Annotated in this window: 19 protein-coding genes and 1 pseudogene; 6 read left to right on the forward strand and 14 right to left on the reverse strand. The window is 69.0% G+C overall.

All coding sequences use genetic code 11. The annotated features are described in order from the left end of the window. Positions 1 to 3: 3 nt before the first annotated feature. Positions 4 to 1,545 (forward strand): AMP-binding protein, encoded by a 1,542-nt coding sequence (locus IF04_RS0107105; RefSeq protein ID WP_030252530.1) that lies wholly within the window; start codon positions 4 to 6, stop codon positions 1,543 to 1,545. A 17-nt stretch (positions 1,546 to 1,562) separates the two neighbouring features. Here IF04_RS0107105 and IF04_RS0107110 read toward each other — a convergent pair whose 3' ends face one another. The 10 genes and pseudogenes from IF04_RS0107110 to IF04_RS0107150 form a co-directional block, all read right to left on the reverse strand. Continuing rightward, positions 1,563 to 1,841, reverse strand: a complete 279-nt coding sequence (locus IF04_RS0107110; protein ID WP_030252532.1) for a gas vesicle protein K — start codon at positions 1,839 to 1,841, stop codon at positions 1,563 to 1,565. Beyond that, the gene (locus IF04_RS0107115; protein ID WP_030252534.1) at positions 1,838 to 2,065 is read right to left on the reverse strand and encodes a gas vesicle protein; all 228 of its coding nucleotides are present in this window, start codon (positions 2,063 to 2,065) and stop codon (positions 1,838 to 1,840) included. The genes IF04_RS0107110 and IF04_RS0107115 overlap by 4 nt, the downstream gene beginning before the upstream one ends. 3 nt (positions 2,066 to 2,068) lie before the next feature. Beyond that, a complete protein-coding gene (locus tag IF04_RS0107120; protein ID WP_030252536.1) occupies positions 2,069 to 2,872 on the reverse strand; it encodes a GvpL/GvpF family gas vesicle protein in 804 nt (267 codons plus the stop codon). Beyond that, complete coding sequence (locus IF04_RS0107125) at positions 2,869 to 3,210, reverse strand: gas vesicle protein (RefSeq protein WP_030252539.1); 342 nt, start codon at positions 3,208 to 3,210, stop codon at positions 2,869 to 2,871. The genes IF04_RS0107120 and IF04_RS0107125 overlap by 4 nt, the downstream gene beginning before the upstream one ends. After that, positions 3,207 to 4,229: an SRPBCC family protein gene (locus IF04_RS0107130; RefSeq protein WP_030252542.1), complete on the reverse strand. Its 1,023-nt coding sequence runs from the start codon at positions 4,227 to 4,229 to the stop codon at positions 3,207 to 3,209. Before IF04_RS0107130 ends, IF04_RS0107125 begins: the two co-directional genes overlap by 4 nt. Positions 4,230 to 4,235: 6 nt before the next feature. Further along, positions 4,236 to 4,769: a hypothetical protein gene (locus IF04_RS35555; protein ID WP_211259780.1), complete on the reverse strand. Its 534-nt coding sequence runs from the start codon at positions 4,767 to 4,769 to the stop codon at positions 4,236 to 4,238. Between the two features lie 43 nt (positions 4,770 to 4,812). Beyond that, positions 4,813 to 5,034: pseudogene (locus IF04_RS37155) on the reverse strand (gas vesicle protein GvpG); the annotation flags it as partial. Position 5,035: 1 nt separating this feature from the next. Then, positions 5,036 to 5,782, reverse strand: a complete 747-nt coding sequence (locus IF04_RS0107140) for a GvpL/GvpF family gas vesicle protein (RefSeq protein WP_030252544.1) — start codon at positions 5,780 to 5,782, stop codon at positions 5,036 to 5,038. Between the two features lie 3 nt (positions 5,783 to 5,785). Next, a complete protein-coding gene (locus IF04_RS0107145) occupies positions 5,786 to 6,238 on the reverse strand; it encodes a gas vesicle structural protein GvpA (RefSeq protein WP_030252546.1) in 453 nt (150 codons plus the stop codon). Between the two features lie 41 nt (positions 6,239 to 6,279). Beyond that, on the reverse strand, positions 6,280 to 6,600 hold the full coding sequence (locus IF04_RS0107150; RefSeq protein ID WP_030252549.1) for a gas vesicle protein GvpO: 321 nt from the start codon (positions 6,598 to 6,600) through the stop codon (positions 6,280 to 6,282). A 222-nt stretch (positions 6,601 to 6,822) separates the two neighbouring features. On the opposite strand from IF04_RS0107150, the gene IF04_RS36910 reads away from it, so the two are divergent. Genes IF04_RS36910 through IF04_RS0107165 form a run of 3 tightly spaced genes read left to right on the forward strand, consistent with a single transcriptional unit; the run spans position 6,823 to position 11,648 of the window. Then, on the forward strand, positions 6,823 to 9,474 hold the full coding sequence (locus tag IF04_RS36910) for an acyltransferase family protein (protein ID WP_063829444.1): 2,652 nt from the start codon (positions 6,823 to 6,825) through the stop codon (positions 9,472 to 9,474). Beyond that, positions 9,471 to 10,742: a glycoside hydrolase family 5 protein gene (locus IF04_RS0107160; RefSeq protein ID WP_078599937.1), complete on the forward strand. Its 1,272-nt coding sequence runs from the start codon at positions 9,471 to 9,473 to the stop codon at positions 10,740 to 10,742. The genes IF04_RS36910 and IF04_RS0107160 overlap by 4 nt, the downstream gene beginning before the upstream one ends. Positions 10,743 to 10,754: 12 nt before the next feature. Continuing rightward, the gene (locus IF04_RS0107165; protein ID WP_030252555.1) at positions 10,755 to 11,648 is read left to right on the forward strand and encodes an RNA polymerase sigma factor SigF; all 894 of its coding nucleotides are present in this window, start codon (positions 10,755 to 10,757) and stop codon (positions 11,646 to 11,648) included. Positions 11,649 to 11,699: 51 nt separating this feature from the next. Here IF04_RS0107165 and IF04_RS37160 read toward each other — a convergent pair whose 3' ends face one another. Further along, a complete protein-coding gene (locus IF04_RS37160; RefSeq protein ID WP_342668119.1) occupies positions 11,700 to 12,179 on the reverse strand; it encodes an ATP-binding protein in 480 nt (159 codons plus the stop codon). A 361-nt stretch (positions 12,180 to 12,540) separates the two neighbouring features. On the opposite strand from IF04_RS37160, the gene IF04_RS0107170 reads away from it, so the two are divergent. Next, a complete protein-coding gene (locus IF04_RS0107170) occupies positions 12,541 to 13,458 on the forward strand; it encodes an alpha/beta hydrolase (RefSeq protein ID WP_030252558.1) in 918 nt (305 codons plus the stop codon). A 136-nt stretch (positions 13,459 to 13,594) separates the two neighbouring features. Then, positions 13,595 to 15,277, forward strand: a complete 1,683-nt coding sequence (locus tag IF04_RS0107175; RefSeq protein ID WP_030252560.1) for an AMP-binding protein — start codon at positions 13,595 to 13,597, stop codon at positions 15,275 to 15,277. Here the strand turns inward: IF04_RS0107175 and IF04_RS0107180 are convergent. From IF04_RS0107180 to IF04_RS0107190, 3 genes are all read right to left on the reverse strand, one after another. Further along, positions 15,260 to 16,060, reverse strand: a complete 801-nt coding sequence (locus tag IF04_RS0107180; protein WP_030252562.1) for an MBL fold metallo-hydrolase — start codon at positions 16,058 to 16,060, stop codon at positions 15,260 to 15,262. The genes IF04_RS0107175 and IF04_RS0107180 overlap by 18 nt on opposite strands. Further along, a complete protein-coding gene (locus tag IF04_RS40085; RefSeq protein ID WP_030252564.1) occupies positions 16,057 to 16,665 on the reverse strand; it encodes a TetR/AcrR family transcriptional regulator in 609 nt (202 codons plus the stop codon). The genes IF04_RS0107180 and IF04_RS40085 overlap by 4 nt, the downstream gene beginning before the upstream one ends. A 64-nt stretch (positions 16,666 to 16,729) precedes the next feature. Beyond that, positions 16,730 to 17,098 carry an MmcQ/YjbR family DNA-binding protein gene (locus tag IF04_RS0107190; RefSeq protein ID WP_030252567.1) on the reverse strand — a complete coding sequence of 123 codons (369 nt, stop codon included), beginning with the start codon at positions 17,096 to 17,098 and terminating at the stop codon, positions 16,730 to 16,732. Between the last annotated feature and the right edge of the window lie 60 nt (positions 17,099 to 17,158).

The following is a 17,158-nucleotide window of genomic DNA, read 5'->3' on the forward strand; positions in this document are numbered from 1 at the left end:
GCAATGCGGACACCGATGACCGTCGCGGACTTCCTCGACCGGGCAGAGCTCGGCTTCGCCGCAAGCCCCGGCGTGATCGACGAGCCGAACCAGCCCGCCCCGCCGGTGCCCGAGTCCACGTACGGCCGGCTCGCCGAGCGCGTACGCGCCTGGCAGGCGGGCTTCGACGCACTGGGCATCGGTGAGGGCGAACGCGTGGCGGTCGCCAGTCACAACTCCGCCCGCCTCCTTGAACTCCTCTTCGCCGTCCCGATGAGCGGCCGCATCTGCGTGCCGATCAACTTCCGCCTCAAGCCGGAAGAGGTCGACTACCTGGTGCAGCAGAGCGGCGCCTCGGTCCTCCTCCTCGACCCGGAACTGGAAGAGACCCTCTCCGGCATCAAGGCCCGCCACCGCTTCATCCTCGGCGACCAGACCGAGAACGAACTCATGCGCTTCGGCGTCGAGCCGCGCCCGTGGTCGAACCCGGACGAGGACGCCACCGCCACCATCAACTACACCTCCGGCACCACCGCCCGCCCCAAGGGCGTCCAGCTCACCCACCGCAACATCTGGGTCAACGGCCTGACCTTCGGCCTCCACACCCGCGCCTGGGAACGCGACGTCTACATGCACACGCTCCCGATGTTCCACTGCAACGGCTGGGGCATGCCGTATGTCATGGCCGGCCTGGGCGTCAAGCAGGTGGTGCTCCGCAAGGTGGACGGCACCGAAATCCTGCGCCGCGTCGACGAACACGGCGTCACCCTCATGTGCGGCGCCCCCGCCGTCTGGAACGCGGTACTCGACGCGGCCGCCACCTGGGAGGGCGAAATCCCCGGCCGTGACCGCGTCCGCGTCGTCTGCGCCGGCGCCCCGCCTCCCAGCAAGACCATCCAGCGCATGAGCGACGAACTGGGCTGGGAGTTCACCCAGATCTACGGCCTGACGGAGACCTCCCCCCTCCTCACCTTCAACCGCCTCCAGCCCGCCGACGACGCCCTCCCCGCCGAGGAACGCGCCCGCAAACTCTCCCGCGCCGGCATCCCCGCACTCGGCGTCAAACTCGGCATCTCCCACTCCGGCGAGGTCCTGGCCCGCTCCAACACCGTCCTCGACGGCTACTGGGAAAAGCCCGAGGAGACCGAAGCGGCCCTGGGCGACGGCTGGTTCCACACCGGCGACGGCGGCACCATCGACGAGACCGACGGCCACCTCACCATCTCCGACCGCAAGAAGGACGTCATCATCACCGGCGGCGAGAACGTCTCCTCGATCGAGGTCGAGGACACCATCTTCAGCCACCCGGCCGTCGCCGAGGTGGCCGTCATCGGCGTCCCCCACGAGAAGTGGGGCGAGACCATCAAGGCCCTCGTCGTCCTCACCGAAGGCGCCACGGCCACGGAAGCCGACATCATCACCCACTGCAAGCAGCACATGGCCGGCTACAAGGCCCCCACCACGGTCGAATTCCGCGACGCCATCCCCCGCACGGCCACCGGCAAGATCCAGAAGTTCAAGCTCAGGGAGCCTTACTGGTCGGGGCGGGACCGGCAGGTCAACTGACTTCGGCCGCTGCAGCGTCAGTCGTTGGGGAGCAGGGTTCCGAGGGGGCCGAGGTCGAGATTGAGGTCCTCGGGCCGGATCCCGTGCTGCTCGCAGAGCTCGGTCATCCGCTGGTCGAGCATCATGAGGGTGGTGCCGATCTCTTCGATCTGCCCGTCGTGCAGGTCGCCCTGCTCGACGCGGCGGATCGCCTGACGCTCCATGAGCTGCCGCAGCAGCTCCACCACCGTCAGGACGAGGGTGACCAGGTCCTTCCCCAGCCGGTCGCGGTCCACGTCGAGTCGTGCGCTGGTCATAGGGGCCCTCCGTCCGGCCACGGGGCAGGTACGCGTTCGCTGACCGAGGAAAGGAGCGCGTGCAGCGAGACCCGTACCAACGGCACGTCCGCAATGGCGATGACCAGGTCACCGCTCACCACAACACCGGTGGCCAGGACGCGGTCCAGCAGGTCGACGAGCGGAACGCCGATCGGTCCGGACAGCGGCCCGGGGGTGTCCCAGGGCACCGGTTCTCTCGTCATCGTTCACACCTCGCTGACGAACGAATAGGGGACCCACGGGCCGGAGATCTCGATGGACGCTCCGGTCCGGCCGCGCAACGCCCGGGTCAGCTCGGCGAATTCGTGCGAGCGTTGTTCGGCCACGAGGTAGGTGGCGTTGAGCACCTGGCTGCCTTGCGTGTCCGACGGCCGGTGGCTGTGGGGGCGCAGCCTGCGCGCGGCGGTGGCGAGTTTCGCCAGCGCGGCATCCACCTCCTCCGCGATCCGCAGACCCTGCTCGTGGTGCTGCTCGCGCCGCAGCTGGAGGCCGCGCTTGCGCTCCAGGTAGGCGAGGCCGGCGCCCGGTGCCGGCCGACCGCGGTCCGCGGCCGCAGCGGGCCGGTGCGCACCGGCGGGCGGCGAGGCCGGGGGGCTGTAGACCTTCACGCCCCACTCGGCATGGTGCGCGATGCGCTTCAGTACGGCGTGGAAGCGGTCCGCCTCGGCCTCCAGCGCCTGTCGGGCTCTTGCGTCGCTGAGGTACAGGGTGGCCAGGGGAAGGGGGACGGCGGGGCCGTGCGCCGCGGACGCGGACACGACCTCGTTGTGGGAACGGGCGCACCGTTCGAGGTCCTGCGGGTCCGAGAGGCGCTGCTGCCAGGCATCGTCGGTGAAGTCGTGCGCAGGGACGCTCTGCACGACACCGACCAGTGAGCCGAGCGGCAGGAGGCGCACGGGCTCCCCGGCGGTCATCCCGTCCAGATCCGCGACGACGGCCGGGTCCAGGGTGCGGGCGACGGCGAAGACGTAGGTGGCCCGGTCCGCCGGACCAGAGGCGCGTTGCGTCATGTGCGTGATGTCTCCTCGGTCTGTTCCGTCCCTTCCTCCAGAGACGCCAGCCGGTCGCGAAGCTCGCGGTTCTCGTCCTGGAGGGCGTTGCGGGCTGCCCGGGAGCTGAGCGCGGGGTCGGTCTCCCACCAGTCGATACCGGCCTTCTTCGCGGTGTCGACCGAGGCGACGAACAGCCGCAGCCGGATGGTCAGGAGCTCGATGTCGAGGAGATCGATCTTGATGTCTCCGGCGATGACGATCCCCTTGTCGAGCACCCGCTCGAGGATGTCGGCGAGTGTGGCGTTCGGCGGCCCCGGGACGGGGGCGGAGCCGGTACGGAAATCGACGTCACTCACTTGGGCGCCTCACCCCTTCGACGCGTCGGCGGCTCGTCCTCGTCCTCCCACTCCTCCTCGTCGCCTTCCTCGTCGCCCTCTTCCTCTTCCTCGTCCTCGTACTCGTCCTCGGCGTCCTCGCCGTCGCCCTCCCTGCCTTCGTCCTCGTCCGCCGCCTCCTCGTGGTCGTCGTGGCCCTCCTCGTCCTGCGACTCGGCTTCTTCCTCCGCCACCGCGTCTTCGTGCGACACGACGACTTCGCCGTCGCGGATCTCGCCGCGCCATGCTTCTTCGGGCTCTTCGTCGGTGAGGGTGACGTACCGCTGGAAGTGCTTGAAGTCCAGTCGCACACGACGGCCCTGCGCCCGCCAGAGATTGCCCGTCTTCTCGAAGAAGCCGGCCGGGTAGTACTCGAGGACCAGGACGATGCGCGTCAGCGTCGGCCCCAGCTCGTGGAAGCTCACCGCCCCGCGTGTGGTGCCCTTGGCGCCTTCGGAGGTCCAGACGATGCGGTCATCGGGGATCTGCTCCAGCACGGTGGCCTTGAAGCTGCGGGCGGACGGCCCGACCTTGACCTTCCAGTCGCTGGCCGCCTCATCGCTCTTCGAGACGTTCTGGACACCCTTGGTGAAGCTGCTGAACTTGTCGTACTGCGTCCAGTGGTCGTAAGCGGTACGCAACGGCACGCCCACATCGAGGACTTCGATGATGTTCATGAACTTGCCGCCGCTGGAGCCGCCCTTCCCCTTGCCGCCCCCGAACGTCTCCTTCGCCTTCCCGACGATGGTGTCCTTGACGCCCTTGGCCTTCTCGGCAGCGACCGCCTTCAGCGGGGATTCGCCCTTGAACAGGCGGGACCCGATGGCGGGCAGTGTGCCGCCGTTCTCGGCCGCGTCGGACAGCTGGTCCGTGAGGCCGGTGAGCCTGTCGCTCGCCTTGTCGGCGAGTTGGCCCGCCTGGGCGCTGAGGTAGTTCGTCAGCTCCTCACGCAGCCGGCTGAACCCTGATTCCCCGGACTGTTCCTCTTCCGTCCTGTTCATGACGCGCTACCTCCGCCGAGCTGCGGGACTGGCCGGCTTCTTGGCAACGCGCCTCGAGGACGCCGCCTTCTTTCCCGGTGCCTTCTTCTTCGCCGCGGACTGACGCGCCCCCGTCGTCTTCTTCGCCGCTGTCTTCTTCGCGCCCGTCTTCTTCGCGGACGTCTTCTTCCCGGTCGTCTTCTTGGCCGGTTCCTCCGCCTCTTCCTCGCCCTCTTCTGCCTCGTCGGGCGAACTCAGCCGTGCCGTACGGTCGCTGAGGGCGTCGGCCAGTGACGTCATGCCTCGGTCCGCGGCGGCTGTGACCGCCTTGCGGCCGGCGTCGAGCACCTCACCCCGCAACTGCTCCTGAAGTTGGGCGACTTGAGGTACCTCTCCGAGCCTGCGCAGTCCCTCGGCGGCGAGCTCACGTGGCCGGAGGCCGAACCGCCTCCCCGCCAGGTACGTCGCAGCCGTGAGAGCCAGTCGGCCCTTCTTCGTCCGGCCCAGTACGTAGCCGCCGATCACCGCGGCCGCCAGTGTCACCTTGGTCTGTTCGTCCATGAGGAGTCGCATTCGCGTTGTTCGGCAAGTGGTGGGGAGGGGAGGACGCGTACAACCGGTCGAGCAGCATTTCCTCCTGCCGCTCGAATTCGTCGAGACCGATGTGTCCGTCTTCGAGCTCTTGATTGAGCGCGGCGAGCTGGGCGCGCAGTACGGCCGGGTCGTGAATTTCGTTCTCGGCCGCGTCACGGAGCTTCTCCGCCACCCAGACCACTCCGTGGACCGGAGCCAGCGGAAGCGTGAGCAGACCGGTGATCAGACCCATGTCACGTCACCGCGGTCGGCGCGGGGATCTGGCCGGCGACGAAGCTGTAGCACGGCAGTGGTCCCGCCAGCCGGAGTTCGGCGCGTTCGTGGTGCGTGAAGGCGAGCTGCCGGGCTGTCGCGGTGAAATGTTCGACGTCGTCCCGGTCGACGAGGAAGGACGCATTGACGGCGCACCCTTGGACTTCCGGCCCCGCGGCCACCGCGTGTGCCAGCGAGGTGAGCTCACGCACCACGTGCGTGCCGGCTTCGGCCGCGCGGCGGGAGAGAGCGGTGGCCACGGCCTCACCGAGCCGCAGGTCGGCTGCGTACCCGGGACGGTGGCGGGCGTCTTCCCGCAGCTGCCGGATCGCCGGGTCCTCGCGGACCAGGGCAGCCAGCGCATTCTGGGCCGCCACGGCCTTCAGGTTGAACTCGACCCTGCCGGCCAGCTGCTCGAGCGTCGCGAGGTGCCTTGTCCCCGCCTCGGCCAGCTGCTCGCGCAGTGCCTGCTCATCCGTGGCGACGACGCCGAAGCGCATGGGAAGTACCGGCCCGTCCTCGGAGAGCGCGAGCAGGAGTTCCTGGTGCGCGAGCAGGTCGCGGCGCCGTGCGCGCAGCTGGGGAGGGGCATCGCTGACAACCGCGGCGATGGCACCCTCGCGCAGGATCCGCGGTGCGGCCGGGGGGCCGCCCACCCCCCGCGCGTTCGCCGGCAGCCGCTGCCCCGACCGGATCACGGCATAGACGTACAGCCCGTGGTCTGCCACAGCTCAGGCCTCCGCTCGTCGACGCTTGGTGGCCGAGCTGCGGGCCGGGGCACGCCGTCGGGGCTGCTCCTGCTCCTCGGCCTCCTCTTCGGTGTCCTCGTCGTCGCTGCCACCGACCGCCTTGCGCACCGTGTCCCCCACGCTCTCGGCGGCTCTTTTCACCTTGCGTTTGCCGACGGACTTGGCCACGCCGCCGCCGAGCAGCTCGGGAATGGTGGTACTGCCCGAGTCGCGCTCCAGGTCCAGGCGGTTGCACGCCTCGGCGAACCGCAGATAGGTGTCGACACTGGCCACGACTATGCGCGCGTCGATCTTCAGGATCTCGATGCCGACCAGGGAGACCCGGACGAATACGTCGATCACCATGCCCCGGTCGAGGATGAGCTCCAGTACGTCGTACAGAGTGCCGGCGCGAGGCCTGCACACGACCTCGTCGGAGTAGGTGGTTGTTGTCATGGTCATCGCAACGTCCTCTCACCTGGTCGGAGCAGCACGGATCACTCGTCCGCGGAACCCCTTCGGTAACGGCGGACCCTTCGGTACTCCAGCAGCTCACCGTCGCGGTCCAGCTGCACTTCGTAAGACGCGAGGAGGCTGGTCGTGTCCGGGATCCGCGCGACCTCGAGGGCGTCCACGACGACGCACCAGCCCTCCTCGGTACGCCGGACAGCGGACGCCCCCTCCGGGGGATGGCCGATCAGCGCCTCCAGCCGCGTGCACGCGAGCTCGGCGGCCTTCTCGGGCCCCCGCACCGCTGAGGCACGCCGAGTGGCTGTTCCGGTGGAAGTCCGGTTCGGGGCGCGACGTTGTTCTGCCATGGGACCGAGTCTTGCGGCTGCTGACCGGGGCGCATCCCGGGCGCGTCCATTCGGAATCCACCTCGACCGCAAGGCCTGATCCGGCCGGGGAGCCACGTCGGAGGGCTTGTGGCCATAAACCACCGTGCTTCCGCATATGGGGTCGGTCATCGGTTAATTGACAATCCATCCCGGGTAGCCCCGCCTCCGTCACGCCCCGCCACGGACACCAGGAGCACCCCGATGGGTCGGAAACCCCTGCCGGAAGTCCCTCACCTGCTGGGCCACCGGCCCCCGTTGGACGGGCTCAGAGGCGTCGCCGTGCTGCTCGTGCTGCTGGGGCACTTTCAGTTGACGGAGTGGGGGTTCGTCGGGGTCGATGTCTTCTTCGCGCTGTCGGGGTTCCTCATCACCACGCTGCTCTACGAGGAGTGGGAGCGCAGCGGGCGGATCGGGCTGCCGCGTTTCTACCGGCGCCGGGCCCGTCGTCTGCTGCCGGCACTGCTGCTCCTGCTGACGGCGTACTCCGTGGCCAAGGTGTGGTTCGGGCTCCTCGGCAGCGATTGGTCGCTGCGGCACCAGCTCTTGACCACGCTGTTCTTCGCCAACAACTGGGTGGCGACGGCAGGACACATCGGGGGTCTCGCGGTCCTCGGTGTCACCTGGTCGCTCGCGCAGGAGGAGCAGTTCTATCTGCTCTGGCCGCTCGCGCTCTGGGGGCTGCTGCGGCTCCGGGCGCGGCCGGCCGTGCTGCTGGCCCTGGTCGTGGGGGCGATCGCCCTGCTCATACTGGCGGTGCCCCGTACGCCGCCCGGGGAGTGGGCCGCAGCGGCGAACCATGGATACTTCAGCCCCTTCACGCGGGTGGCGGAACTGCTGGTGGGATGCGCCGCGGCGCTGGCGTGGCGGCTGCGGCCCAGGCCCCTGCACGGCGTTGCCCAGCTCCCCTTGCTGATCGCGGCCGGCTTCATGGCCCTGGGGATCGGCTATCTCGTCCCGGAGATGAAGCTTCCCGGGCTTGCCGGGCTCGCCGCTCTGGCCATACTCACCGTGCTCGCGGTCCCGAAGGGCATCCTGGCGCGGCTGCTCTCCTTACGCCCGCTGCGGTACACCGGCCGGATCAGTTACGGCCTGTACCTCTACCACATGCCCGTCGCCGAGGTGATCCGCGAGCTGCTGCCCCACCTTCCCCGGCCGGTGTACATCCTCACCTCCGCGAGCCTCGCCTTCGCCGTGTCCGCCGCCTCCTGGCACCTGCTGGAGGTCCGCTTCCTGAAGCCTCGCCCGCCGCACCCCGCGCTGTCGCCGCCCCTGCCCGTCCCGCCTCCCGCATCCGTCCTGGGGCCGCGCCGGTCGAGCCGGTCCGTCCGTACCGTGGTCGCCGATACCGAAGCCCCGCGTGCCGGCATCCGACCGCTCCCCGAGGAGGTGACCGCCCGCCGGATCCTCAGCCGGGGCCAGTCGGCCGTCCTCGGCGCGCTGCTCACCCTTCCCGTGCTGATCTGCGCCTTTCAGCTCGCCACCGGCAGTGGCCCGTCCCTGCTCGACTGGGCGCGCTGGACCGTCCTCGCCATCCTGCTGATCGACGTGGTCGCGGTCGCCGGCCAGTCGGTGCTGGTGCTGGCTGCCTGGCGGGCGCCGGTGCTGCGAGGGAGGGACCTCGATCCGTACGGGGTTCCCGACGAGGTCCTGCCGCGCTACACGGTCCTGGTGCCACTGCACCAGGAACACCGGATTCTGCCCGACCTCGTCCAGTACCTCTCCGCACTGGACTACCCCACCGACCGCCTGCAGATCCTCCTGCTCATCGAGAACGACGACCACCTGACCCTGGCGGCTCTGGAAAAGCTCACCCTCGGCCCGCAATTCCGGGCGCTGGTGTTCACACCGAGTCTTCCGCGTACCAAACCGAAGGCGTGCAACATCGGTCTGCGGCACGCCACCGGTGACCTGTGCGTCGTGTACGACGCGGAGGACCGGCCCGCGCCCGACCAACTGCGCCTGGCCTCCGCCGCGTTCCGCCGGCTGCCGGACGACATCGTCTGCGTTCAGGCCGAGCTGCAGTTCTGGAACCCCTGGACCAACTGGCTCACCGAGTGCTTCGCCGCGGAGTACGCCCTGCGTTACTCGCTGGTGCTGCACGGACTGGACCGCTTGCGGCTGCCCGTCCCGCTCGGCGGCACCTCCAACCACTTCCGTACGACCGCCCTGTGCGACCTCGGCGCCTGGGACCCGTACAACGTGACCGAGGACGCCGACCTGGGCATGCGGCTGGCCCGCCGCGGATTGGGCACACGCATGCTCACCTCGGTGACGTACGAGGAAGCCAACAGCGAGGTGGGCAACTGGATCCGGCAGCGCAGCCGTTGGATCAAGGGCCACATCCAGACCTGGCTCGTGCACAACCGCAACCCCCTGCGGACCTGGCGCGAGCTGGGCACCCGGGGCTTCCTCACCCTGCACTTCATGCTCGGGCTCGGCCCACTGGTACAACTGCTCAACCCGGTCCTGTGGCTGCTGACGCTGTATCACTTTCTTGCGGACACCCACACCGGTACGGCGCTGCTCCCTCCTCCCGCGCGCGAAATGGCGCTGCCGGTCATGCTGTTCGTCAACTTGATGCTGGTCGGTCACTTCGCGGCGGCCTGCGCGGCCCGCCGACTGCACCGGTCCATACCGACGATGCTGAGCCTGCCCCTGAACTGGGTGCTGATGTCGCTGGCCGCGTACAAGGCGCTCGGCCAGCTGATCCGGCCCAGCCGCCGCCACTTCTGGGAACTCACCCGGCACGGCCTCACCCCACAACCGGCCGAGCCGGGAGTACGTGCCCTGGCCGATCCGGTGGTACCGCCGGCAACGCCTCCGGACGACAAGCCCCATCTGAGCACCGCGTGAATGGCCTCTGGCTGCGACGGGCGGGGAGGCGCCTCTGTCTGCGACGGCCGGCGTGGCGCCTCGCGGTCGCCCTGGCCATCGCCCTCCCCACTGTCCTCGCGGGCTGCGCCTCCACTCCCGCTCCCACCCCCACTCCCCATGCCGCTCACGACCGGGCCCCGCGCCTCCACGTCCAGGGCAACCAACTCGCCGACCAACACGGCCGCACCGTCGTCCTGCGCGGAGTGAACCGGATCGGTGGCGAGTACGCGTGCACAAAGCTCGGCAGGCTCTGGGACGGGCCCATGGACCAGGCATCGGTCACCGCCATGCGTCGCTGGGGCATCAACGCCGTCCGTATCCCGCTCAACTCGGCCTGCTGGAACGGTGCTTCGTACGTTGACGACACCGTCTCCGGCCCGGCGTATCGGCGAGCGGTCCGCGCCTATGTGGAGCTCCTCGACCGCAACGGCCTCACTCCGATCCTCGACCTGCACTGGACCGACGGGCACTACACCGGACGCGACACCCAATGCACGCAACTCGAGGCGGTGTGCCTCAAACCGATGCCGGACGCCGCCGGCGCGGTGCCCTTCTGGCGCTCGGTGGCGGGAACCTTCAAAACCAACCGAGCCGTGGTCTTCGACCTGTTCAACGAGCCCTACCCGGACCGGGCCCTGGCCGACCCGGCTGCCGGCTGGCGCTGCTGGCGCGACGGCGGCGCGGCCTGCGCCCCGGGCATCCCCGGCTACCGGGCCGCCGGGATGCAGACCCTCCTCGACGCCGTCCGTTCCACGGGCGCCGCCAATGTCGTCCTCGCCGGCGGTATCGCCTACGCCAACGACCTCGGCGAATGGCTGCGCTACGCCCCCAAGGACCGCCGGGACAACCTGGCCGCGTCCTGGCATGCCTACGACTTCTCCCTCTGCCGCACGACCGCCTGCTGGGACAGTGACATCGCTCCTGTCGCATCGAAAGCCCCGGTCGTGGTGACCGAAATCGGCCAACGAGGCTGCCGTGACACCTTCCTCCGCCCCATGCTGCGCCATCTCGCCACCCGCGCGGCGGGCTACCTCGCCTGGGCCTGGTCCACCTCCGGCACCTGCTCCTCCACCCCCTCCCTCATCACCGACTACAACGGAACCCCCACCTCGTACGGCCTCGGCCTCAAACAACACCTGACCGACCTCACCACGCCATCGACGGGAGCAGTCCGGACGCGTCACGGTGACTCCGGGTTGGATCGCTCGAATGGGGGGCAGGTGAAGCTACTCAGTGTTCGCGCTTGAGAGGGTGAAGACATGACGACGCTTTCGGTCCATACCGCCGAGGAGCACACGCTCGTCCCCGGGGCGCCCCGGGTGGGGGCCGGTGACGGGGAGCTGCCATGGGTCGAGAACGCCGCCAAGGTCGCTCCCAAGGACGCGAAGGCGCTGACGAAGCTGTTCTTCGAGCGGCTGGCGGTGCTGGATGAGGGCACCCACGAATATCAGTACGCCCGCAACACCGTTATCGAGATGAACCTCGCGTTGGTGCGCTTCGCCGCTTCCCGGTTCCGTAACCGTGGTGGTGATCCGGGGCAGATGGAAGACATCGTGCAGGTGGGCACGATCGGTCTGATCAAGGCGATCGACCGTTTCGATCTCTCTCGCGAGGTCGAGTTTCCGACTTTCGCCGTTCCTTACATCATCGGTGAGATCAAGCGGTTCTTCCGGGACAGCACATGGGCTGTCCATGTGCCGCGGCGTTTGCAGGAACTGCGTGTCGAGCTGGCTCAGGCCAAGGAGCGCCTCGCTGCCGAGCTGGACCGGGAGCCCACGGTGGCGGAGCTCGCCGGCCATCTGAAGATCAGCGAGGAAGAGGTCATAGAGGGCATCGTCGCGAGCAACGGTTACACCACCAGCTCGCTGGACGCCCCCAACGACGGCGGCGAGGCCGACGGCGACAGCCGCTCCATCGCGGATGCCGTCGGCGCGGCGGACCCGGCGATGGAGCTGGTGGAGGACCTGCACGCGTTGGCACCGCTCCTGAACGAGCTGGGGGAGCGCGATCGCCGGATCGTCGAGATGCGCTTCGTACGGGAGATGACGCAGTCCCAGATCGGCGCGGAGCTGGGTGTCTCGCAGATGCATGTCTCCCGACTGCTGACCCGCATCCTCGAACGTCTCCGCAAGGGCATGCTCGCCGAGTCGTAAGGCCTGAGCCCACGGTCTTCTTGGAATTCACCCGAGAACTCTCGTGAGAACTCACACCAGAACTCTCGCGTGCACAGGACGTTCGCGCCGAGGCAAAACCGCAGTGACAACCTTACCGTTCGCCTCTTCGGTGACAGCTGTGGTCCTCGCCAGACCGCGCACCAGTCCCCAGCCGAACCCGCCGCCTTCTCCGGAGAAATCAGGCTCGCGAAGCCGGGGCGGGAGAGTACTCGAATCCCGAACGGTGACGACGATGCTGTCCGAGTCGGCCGACAACCTCAGCGAGCAGGAGCGGCCGCCGGAATGCCGCACGGCATTCGTGACAAGTTCAGAAACGACCAGCTCAACTGCGTCAGCCGCGTCCTGCAGCAAAGGCGGGCTCAGTCCCCGGAGAAAGGCGACCGTAAGGTCCCGAGCTTTCGCCACCGCTTCCGGACAGCAGTCCAACCTGACATGAAACGCCGCAGGTGCAGGGAGGGGAAGCGGCACCGTAGCGCTGCTCATGGGCTCACCTCGTTTCGCGTCGTCCATATGCCTTCCGGCCGGGGAGCGTGCCCCATAACCAAGCGGCTAACCACAAAAGTGCGCAGGCTCTCCCGACGTCGCATCGAGCAGCCACTGGTGAAACGGGGCGCGGCCTTGATCCAGGTCCACATGTTGGTCATGACCTGTGACCCTGCATCCGATGAAAAGATGGCCGGCCGGGGTGTGCGCGCGAAGGTGACCGCCGCCGCGCACTCACCCCGGCCGTACGTCTTCCTAGTACCCCGGTAACGTTCCGTCACGCCATCGAACACCAAGGCGCAAAAAGGGATTGCTCCGGTCGGAGACGACCAGCAAAACCGTGTCGGCAATTCACAGAAGGTGGAGACCCGAGTGATGAGGAGGACGCGTGCGATTCGCGCTGGACGCACTGTTCGCTGACGTGCCCGCGGAGCAGGTCGAGGAAGCTCGGGACTTCTACAGGTCGAGGGCGGCAGGCCGTGGCCCCAGCACGCTGGAGGAGCTGAAGGAGGCACGAGCGAGGAGGTCTGCTCCTCCTGCCGCCGATCCGCCTGCCATCGAAGAGACGGTCGAAGCCGCGGGAGCGCGCGTCCCTGTCAGGATCTTCCTGCCTGTCGACGGTCCGCCGCGGGGCGTCTACCTGGACATACACGGCGGCGGGTTCTACATGGATTCCGCAGCGCGAGGGGACAGACGCAACCGCGAGCTCGCAGACGCCCTGCACCTCGCCGTTGTCAGTGTCGACTACCGGCTGGCGCCTGAGCACCCCTGGCCGGCGGCACCCGACGACTGCGAAGCGGCGGCGCTCTGGCTCGTCGAAGAAGCCGGGGCCCGCTTCGGGACGTCCCGACTCGCAATCGGCGGAAGCTCCGCGGGAGCCACACTCGCCCTGGCTACCCTGCTCCGGCTGAGAGACAGAGGTGCCGTTGGCCGACTCACCGGCGCTGCACTCCAATTCGGTACCTACGACCTGAGCGCACAAACCCCGGCCGGTCGCCGCATCGCGGACGAATACTTCATCCAGGCGTACGCCGGCCATGTGGAAGACCGCACTGTTCCCGATATCTCCCCCCTCTACGGCGACCTTCGTGGGCTTCCCCCAACGCTGCTGGTCGTCGGCAGCGAAGACGTGTTGCTGGAAGACAACCTGGCGCTGGCAGGCCGGTTGTCAGCGGCCGGCAATGACGTCGAGGTCCGGGTCTACCCCGAGTCACCTCACGGCTTCACCGGCCACCCCACCGCAATGGCCAGGACGGCGCTCAGCGGCGTCGACTCCTGGCTGCACGACCGCCTCACGCAACCGTAGAGCGCAGGGGCCGTGGCCGAGCCGATCTTTCTCGCGCGCCGGGGTAGGCGAGCCGAAGATCCCCGGGGCATGCTTGGCGCGATCGTGCCGAAGGCGTACATCGTGCCGGCGTCGGGTAACGCGAGGAGGACCACCGATGAGCGCAACGGAGAAGTCCACGGAGAACGTCACCACGCCGGACGGCCGTCCGCTGTCCTACGAGAGCGGGGAGCGCGAGCGTCCGCTGCTGGACCGCACCATCGGGGCCGATCTGGAGCTGGCCATCGAGCGGTTCGGGGACCGTGAGGTGATGGTCGACGTGGCGGGTGGGCGGCGGTGGACGTACGAGCAGTTCGGGCGGGCCGTCGACGAGGTCGCGCGCGGGCTGCTCGCCAAGGGCGTCGCGAAGGGCGACCGGGTGGGGATCTGGGCGCCCAACTGCCCCGAGTGGACACTGATCCAGTACGCCACGGCCCGCATCGGCGCCGTCATGGTCAACATCAACCCGGCCTACCGGGTGCATGAGCTGGCGTATGTGCTGAATCAGTCGGGCGTGGAAGTGCTGGTCGCCGCGGTCTCGCACAAGACAAGTGATTACCGGCGGATGGTGGGGGAGGTGCGCGCGGACGTCGAACGGCTGCGGGAGGTCGTGTACATCGCGGACCCCAGCTGGGAGGAGCTGCTGGCTGCCGGTACGGCGGTCTCGGCCGCCCGGGTCGCGGAGATCGCGGCGACCCTCACCCCCGACGACCCGATCAACATCCAGTACACCTCCGGCACGACCGGCTTCCCCAAGGGCGCCACCCTCTCGCACCGCAACATCCTCAACAACGGCTACTGGGTGGGCGAGACGGTCGGCTACACCGAGCGGGACCGAGTCTGTCTGCCGGTGCCCTTCTACCACTGTTTCGGCATGGTCATGGGGAACCTCGCGATCACCTCGCACGGCGCCTGTGCGGTGATCCCCGCGCCCGCCTTCGACCCGGCCGCCACGCTGCGTGCCGTGCAGCAGGAGCGCTGTACGTCCCTTTACGGCGTGCCGACGATGTTCATCGCCGAGCTGAACCTGCCCGACTTCGCCTCGTACGACCTGAGCTCGCTGCGTACCGGGATCATGGCGGGCTCGCCCTGTCCGGTGGAGGTCATGAAGCGGGTGGTCGCCGAGATGCACATGGCCGAGGTCTCCATCTGTTACGGCATGACCGAGACCTCGCCGGTCTCCACCCAGACCCGCCGCGACGACGACCTGGAGCACCGCACGGAGACGGTGGGCCGGGTGCTGCCGCACGTCGAGGTGAAGGTCGTCGACCCGGCGACCGGCGACACGGTGCCGCGCGGCGAGCCGGGCGAGCTGTGCACCCGCGCGTACAGCGTGATGCTCGGCTACTGGGAGGAGCCGGAGCGCACGGCGGAGGTCATCGACGCGGACGGCTGGATGCACACCGGCGACCTGGCCGTGATGAACGACGACGGGTATCTGCGGATCGTCGGCCGGATCAAGGACATGATCATCCGGGGTGGCGAGAACGTCTATCCGCGGGAGATCGAGGAGTTCCTGTACGGGCACCCGAAGATCGCGGACGTGCAGGTGGTCGGCGTGCCGGACGAGAAGTACGGCGAGGAGATCGCCGCCTGCGTCATCCTCAGGGACCCGGCCGACACGCTCACCCAGCAGGAGCTGGCCGACTACTGCCGCGACCGCCTCGCGCACTACAAGGTGCCGCGCCACCTCGACATCCTGGAGTCCTTCCCGATGACGGTCAGCGGCAAGGTCCGCAAGATCGAGCTGCGCGACCGGCTGGCGGGGGAGCTGTCTGGCGGATCAGCCGGCCAGGCGTAGGAACGTCCACGGGTCGTGTGCGTTGAGCACCGTGATCCCTTCTTCGCGCGCGGCCGCGGCCAGCCGCCGCTGATTGGCGATCCGCAGCTCCGCGTCCACCTGGGCGTCGAGCTGGATGACGTCCAGCAGCGGGTGGGAGGACGGGGCCTCCGGGGCGATCTCCCGGTGGTAGAAGTAGGCGTCCCCGGCGTGCAGCAGCCACCGGTCCCTGTCGCGTACGGCGATCCCGGCGTGCCCCGCGCTGTGCCCGCCCAGTGGTACGAGGAGGAAGTCGCCGCCGAGGCCCGCCAGTTCGCGTACGCCCGCGAAGCCCGCCCAGGTGTCGCCGCCGTCCCCCTCGTATGTCTCCCAGTGCGGGCCGTGCGCCCAGTGGGCGGGGCGGTAGCGGCGGCTGGGGGCTTCCGCCGCGGCGGCCGTCAGCTCCTCGGCCCGCACATGGACCCGCGCGGCGGGGAAGTCGGGCAGCCCGCCGGTGTGGTCCACGTCCAGATGGGTGACGGCGATGTGCCGGACGTCCTCGGCCCGGAACCCGAGCCGTTCGACCTGCCGTACGGCCGGTTCGGCGGGGTCGAGGCCGGGCGACGCCAGTTCCCGCCACACCGGGTCCAGGGTGTCCTGCGGGCGGCGCACGTCCTCCGTGCCCAGCCCGCTCTCGACCAGCACCAGCCCGTCCGTGTCCGTCTCGACGAGCAGGCAGTGGCAGACGACGGGCAGCGGCCGCGGCCCGTCGTAGGTCGCCTCGATGGTCGTCATCGAGCCGCAGTTGAGGTGGTGGACCTTCATGCCGCCCCTCCGGTGGTGACCGTCGCCAGCCGTGCTTCGATGTGCGCGCCGACCTGGCCGGCGACGGCGTGCAGGACGCCGACGTCCCGGCGTACCTGGGCGAGCAGCAGGGCTCCCTGTACGGAGGAGAGCGCGAGGTCGGCCAGTTCGGCGGCCGTTTCCTCGGGCGCTCCCCAGCTCTTGAGCTGTTCGCGCAGCCCCGCCAGCCAGCCCTCGTACGTCGCCGCGCAGGCGTCGTTGATCGGCCCCGTTTCGCCCGCCTGCTCCAGCGCGACGGTGGCTACCGGGCAGCCGTCCCGGTAGCCGGAGGCGGCCAGCCCGTCGGCCAGCACGCCGCCGAGCGCGGTCACCGCGGCGCGCGGCCCGTCCGCGGCGGCCACCGCCACAGCCAGCCGCTCACCCAGGTCGCTCCCGGCCAGTGCCATCGCCTCGGCCGCCAACTGCTCCTTGCCGCCCGGGAAGTGGAAGTACAGCGATCCCTTCGGCGCGCCGCTGGCGGCGAGGATCTGGTTGAGCCCGGTGGCTCCGTACCCCTGACGCTGAAACAGCTCGGCGGCCGTGCGCAGGATCCGTACGCGTGTCTCTTGTCCCCCTGAACGTGTCATGGCGGGGACTCTAGACCGACTGGTCTACATAATTCAATTGGTTGGTCTGCAGGGTCCAAGATCCTCAAGGGCGGTCCAGCCTGAGGCGCTGCGCGCGCGGCAGGCCGGCGATGACCAGGTCGTAGGAGTCCTCGATCAGGGCGCGGATCAGGTCGTCGGGGAGGGTGCCGGTCAGGGTGACGGTGTTCCAGTGGCGCTTGTTGAGGTGGTAGCCGGGGACGATTTCGGGGTGGGCGGCGCGCAGGCGTACGGCCTCCTCGGGGTCGCACTTGAGGCTGACGGTGAGGGGGTCGGCGGCGTCGAGCGAGGAGAGGGCGAAGATCTTTCCGCCCACCTTGTAAACCGCCATGTCGGGGGCGCTGGGAAAGGGGAACTCCTCGACCGAGCCGTTGAATTCCAGACAGAAAGCGCGCAGGGCGTGGTGATCGAACATGTGGTCATTATGTGGTGCCGAGCTCTTGACCTGACTTCTCGTCATATGGCTGATTGATAG

It is taken from the genome of Streptomyces violens (genome assembly GCF_000717745.1).
Lineage (GTDB): Bacteria > Actinomycetota > Actinomycetes > Streptomycetales > Streptomycetaceae > Streptomyces > Streptomyces violens.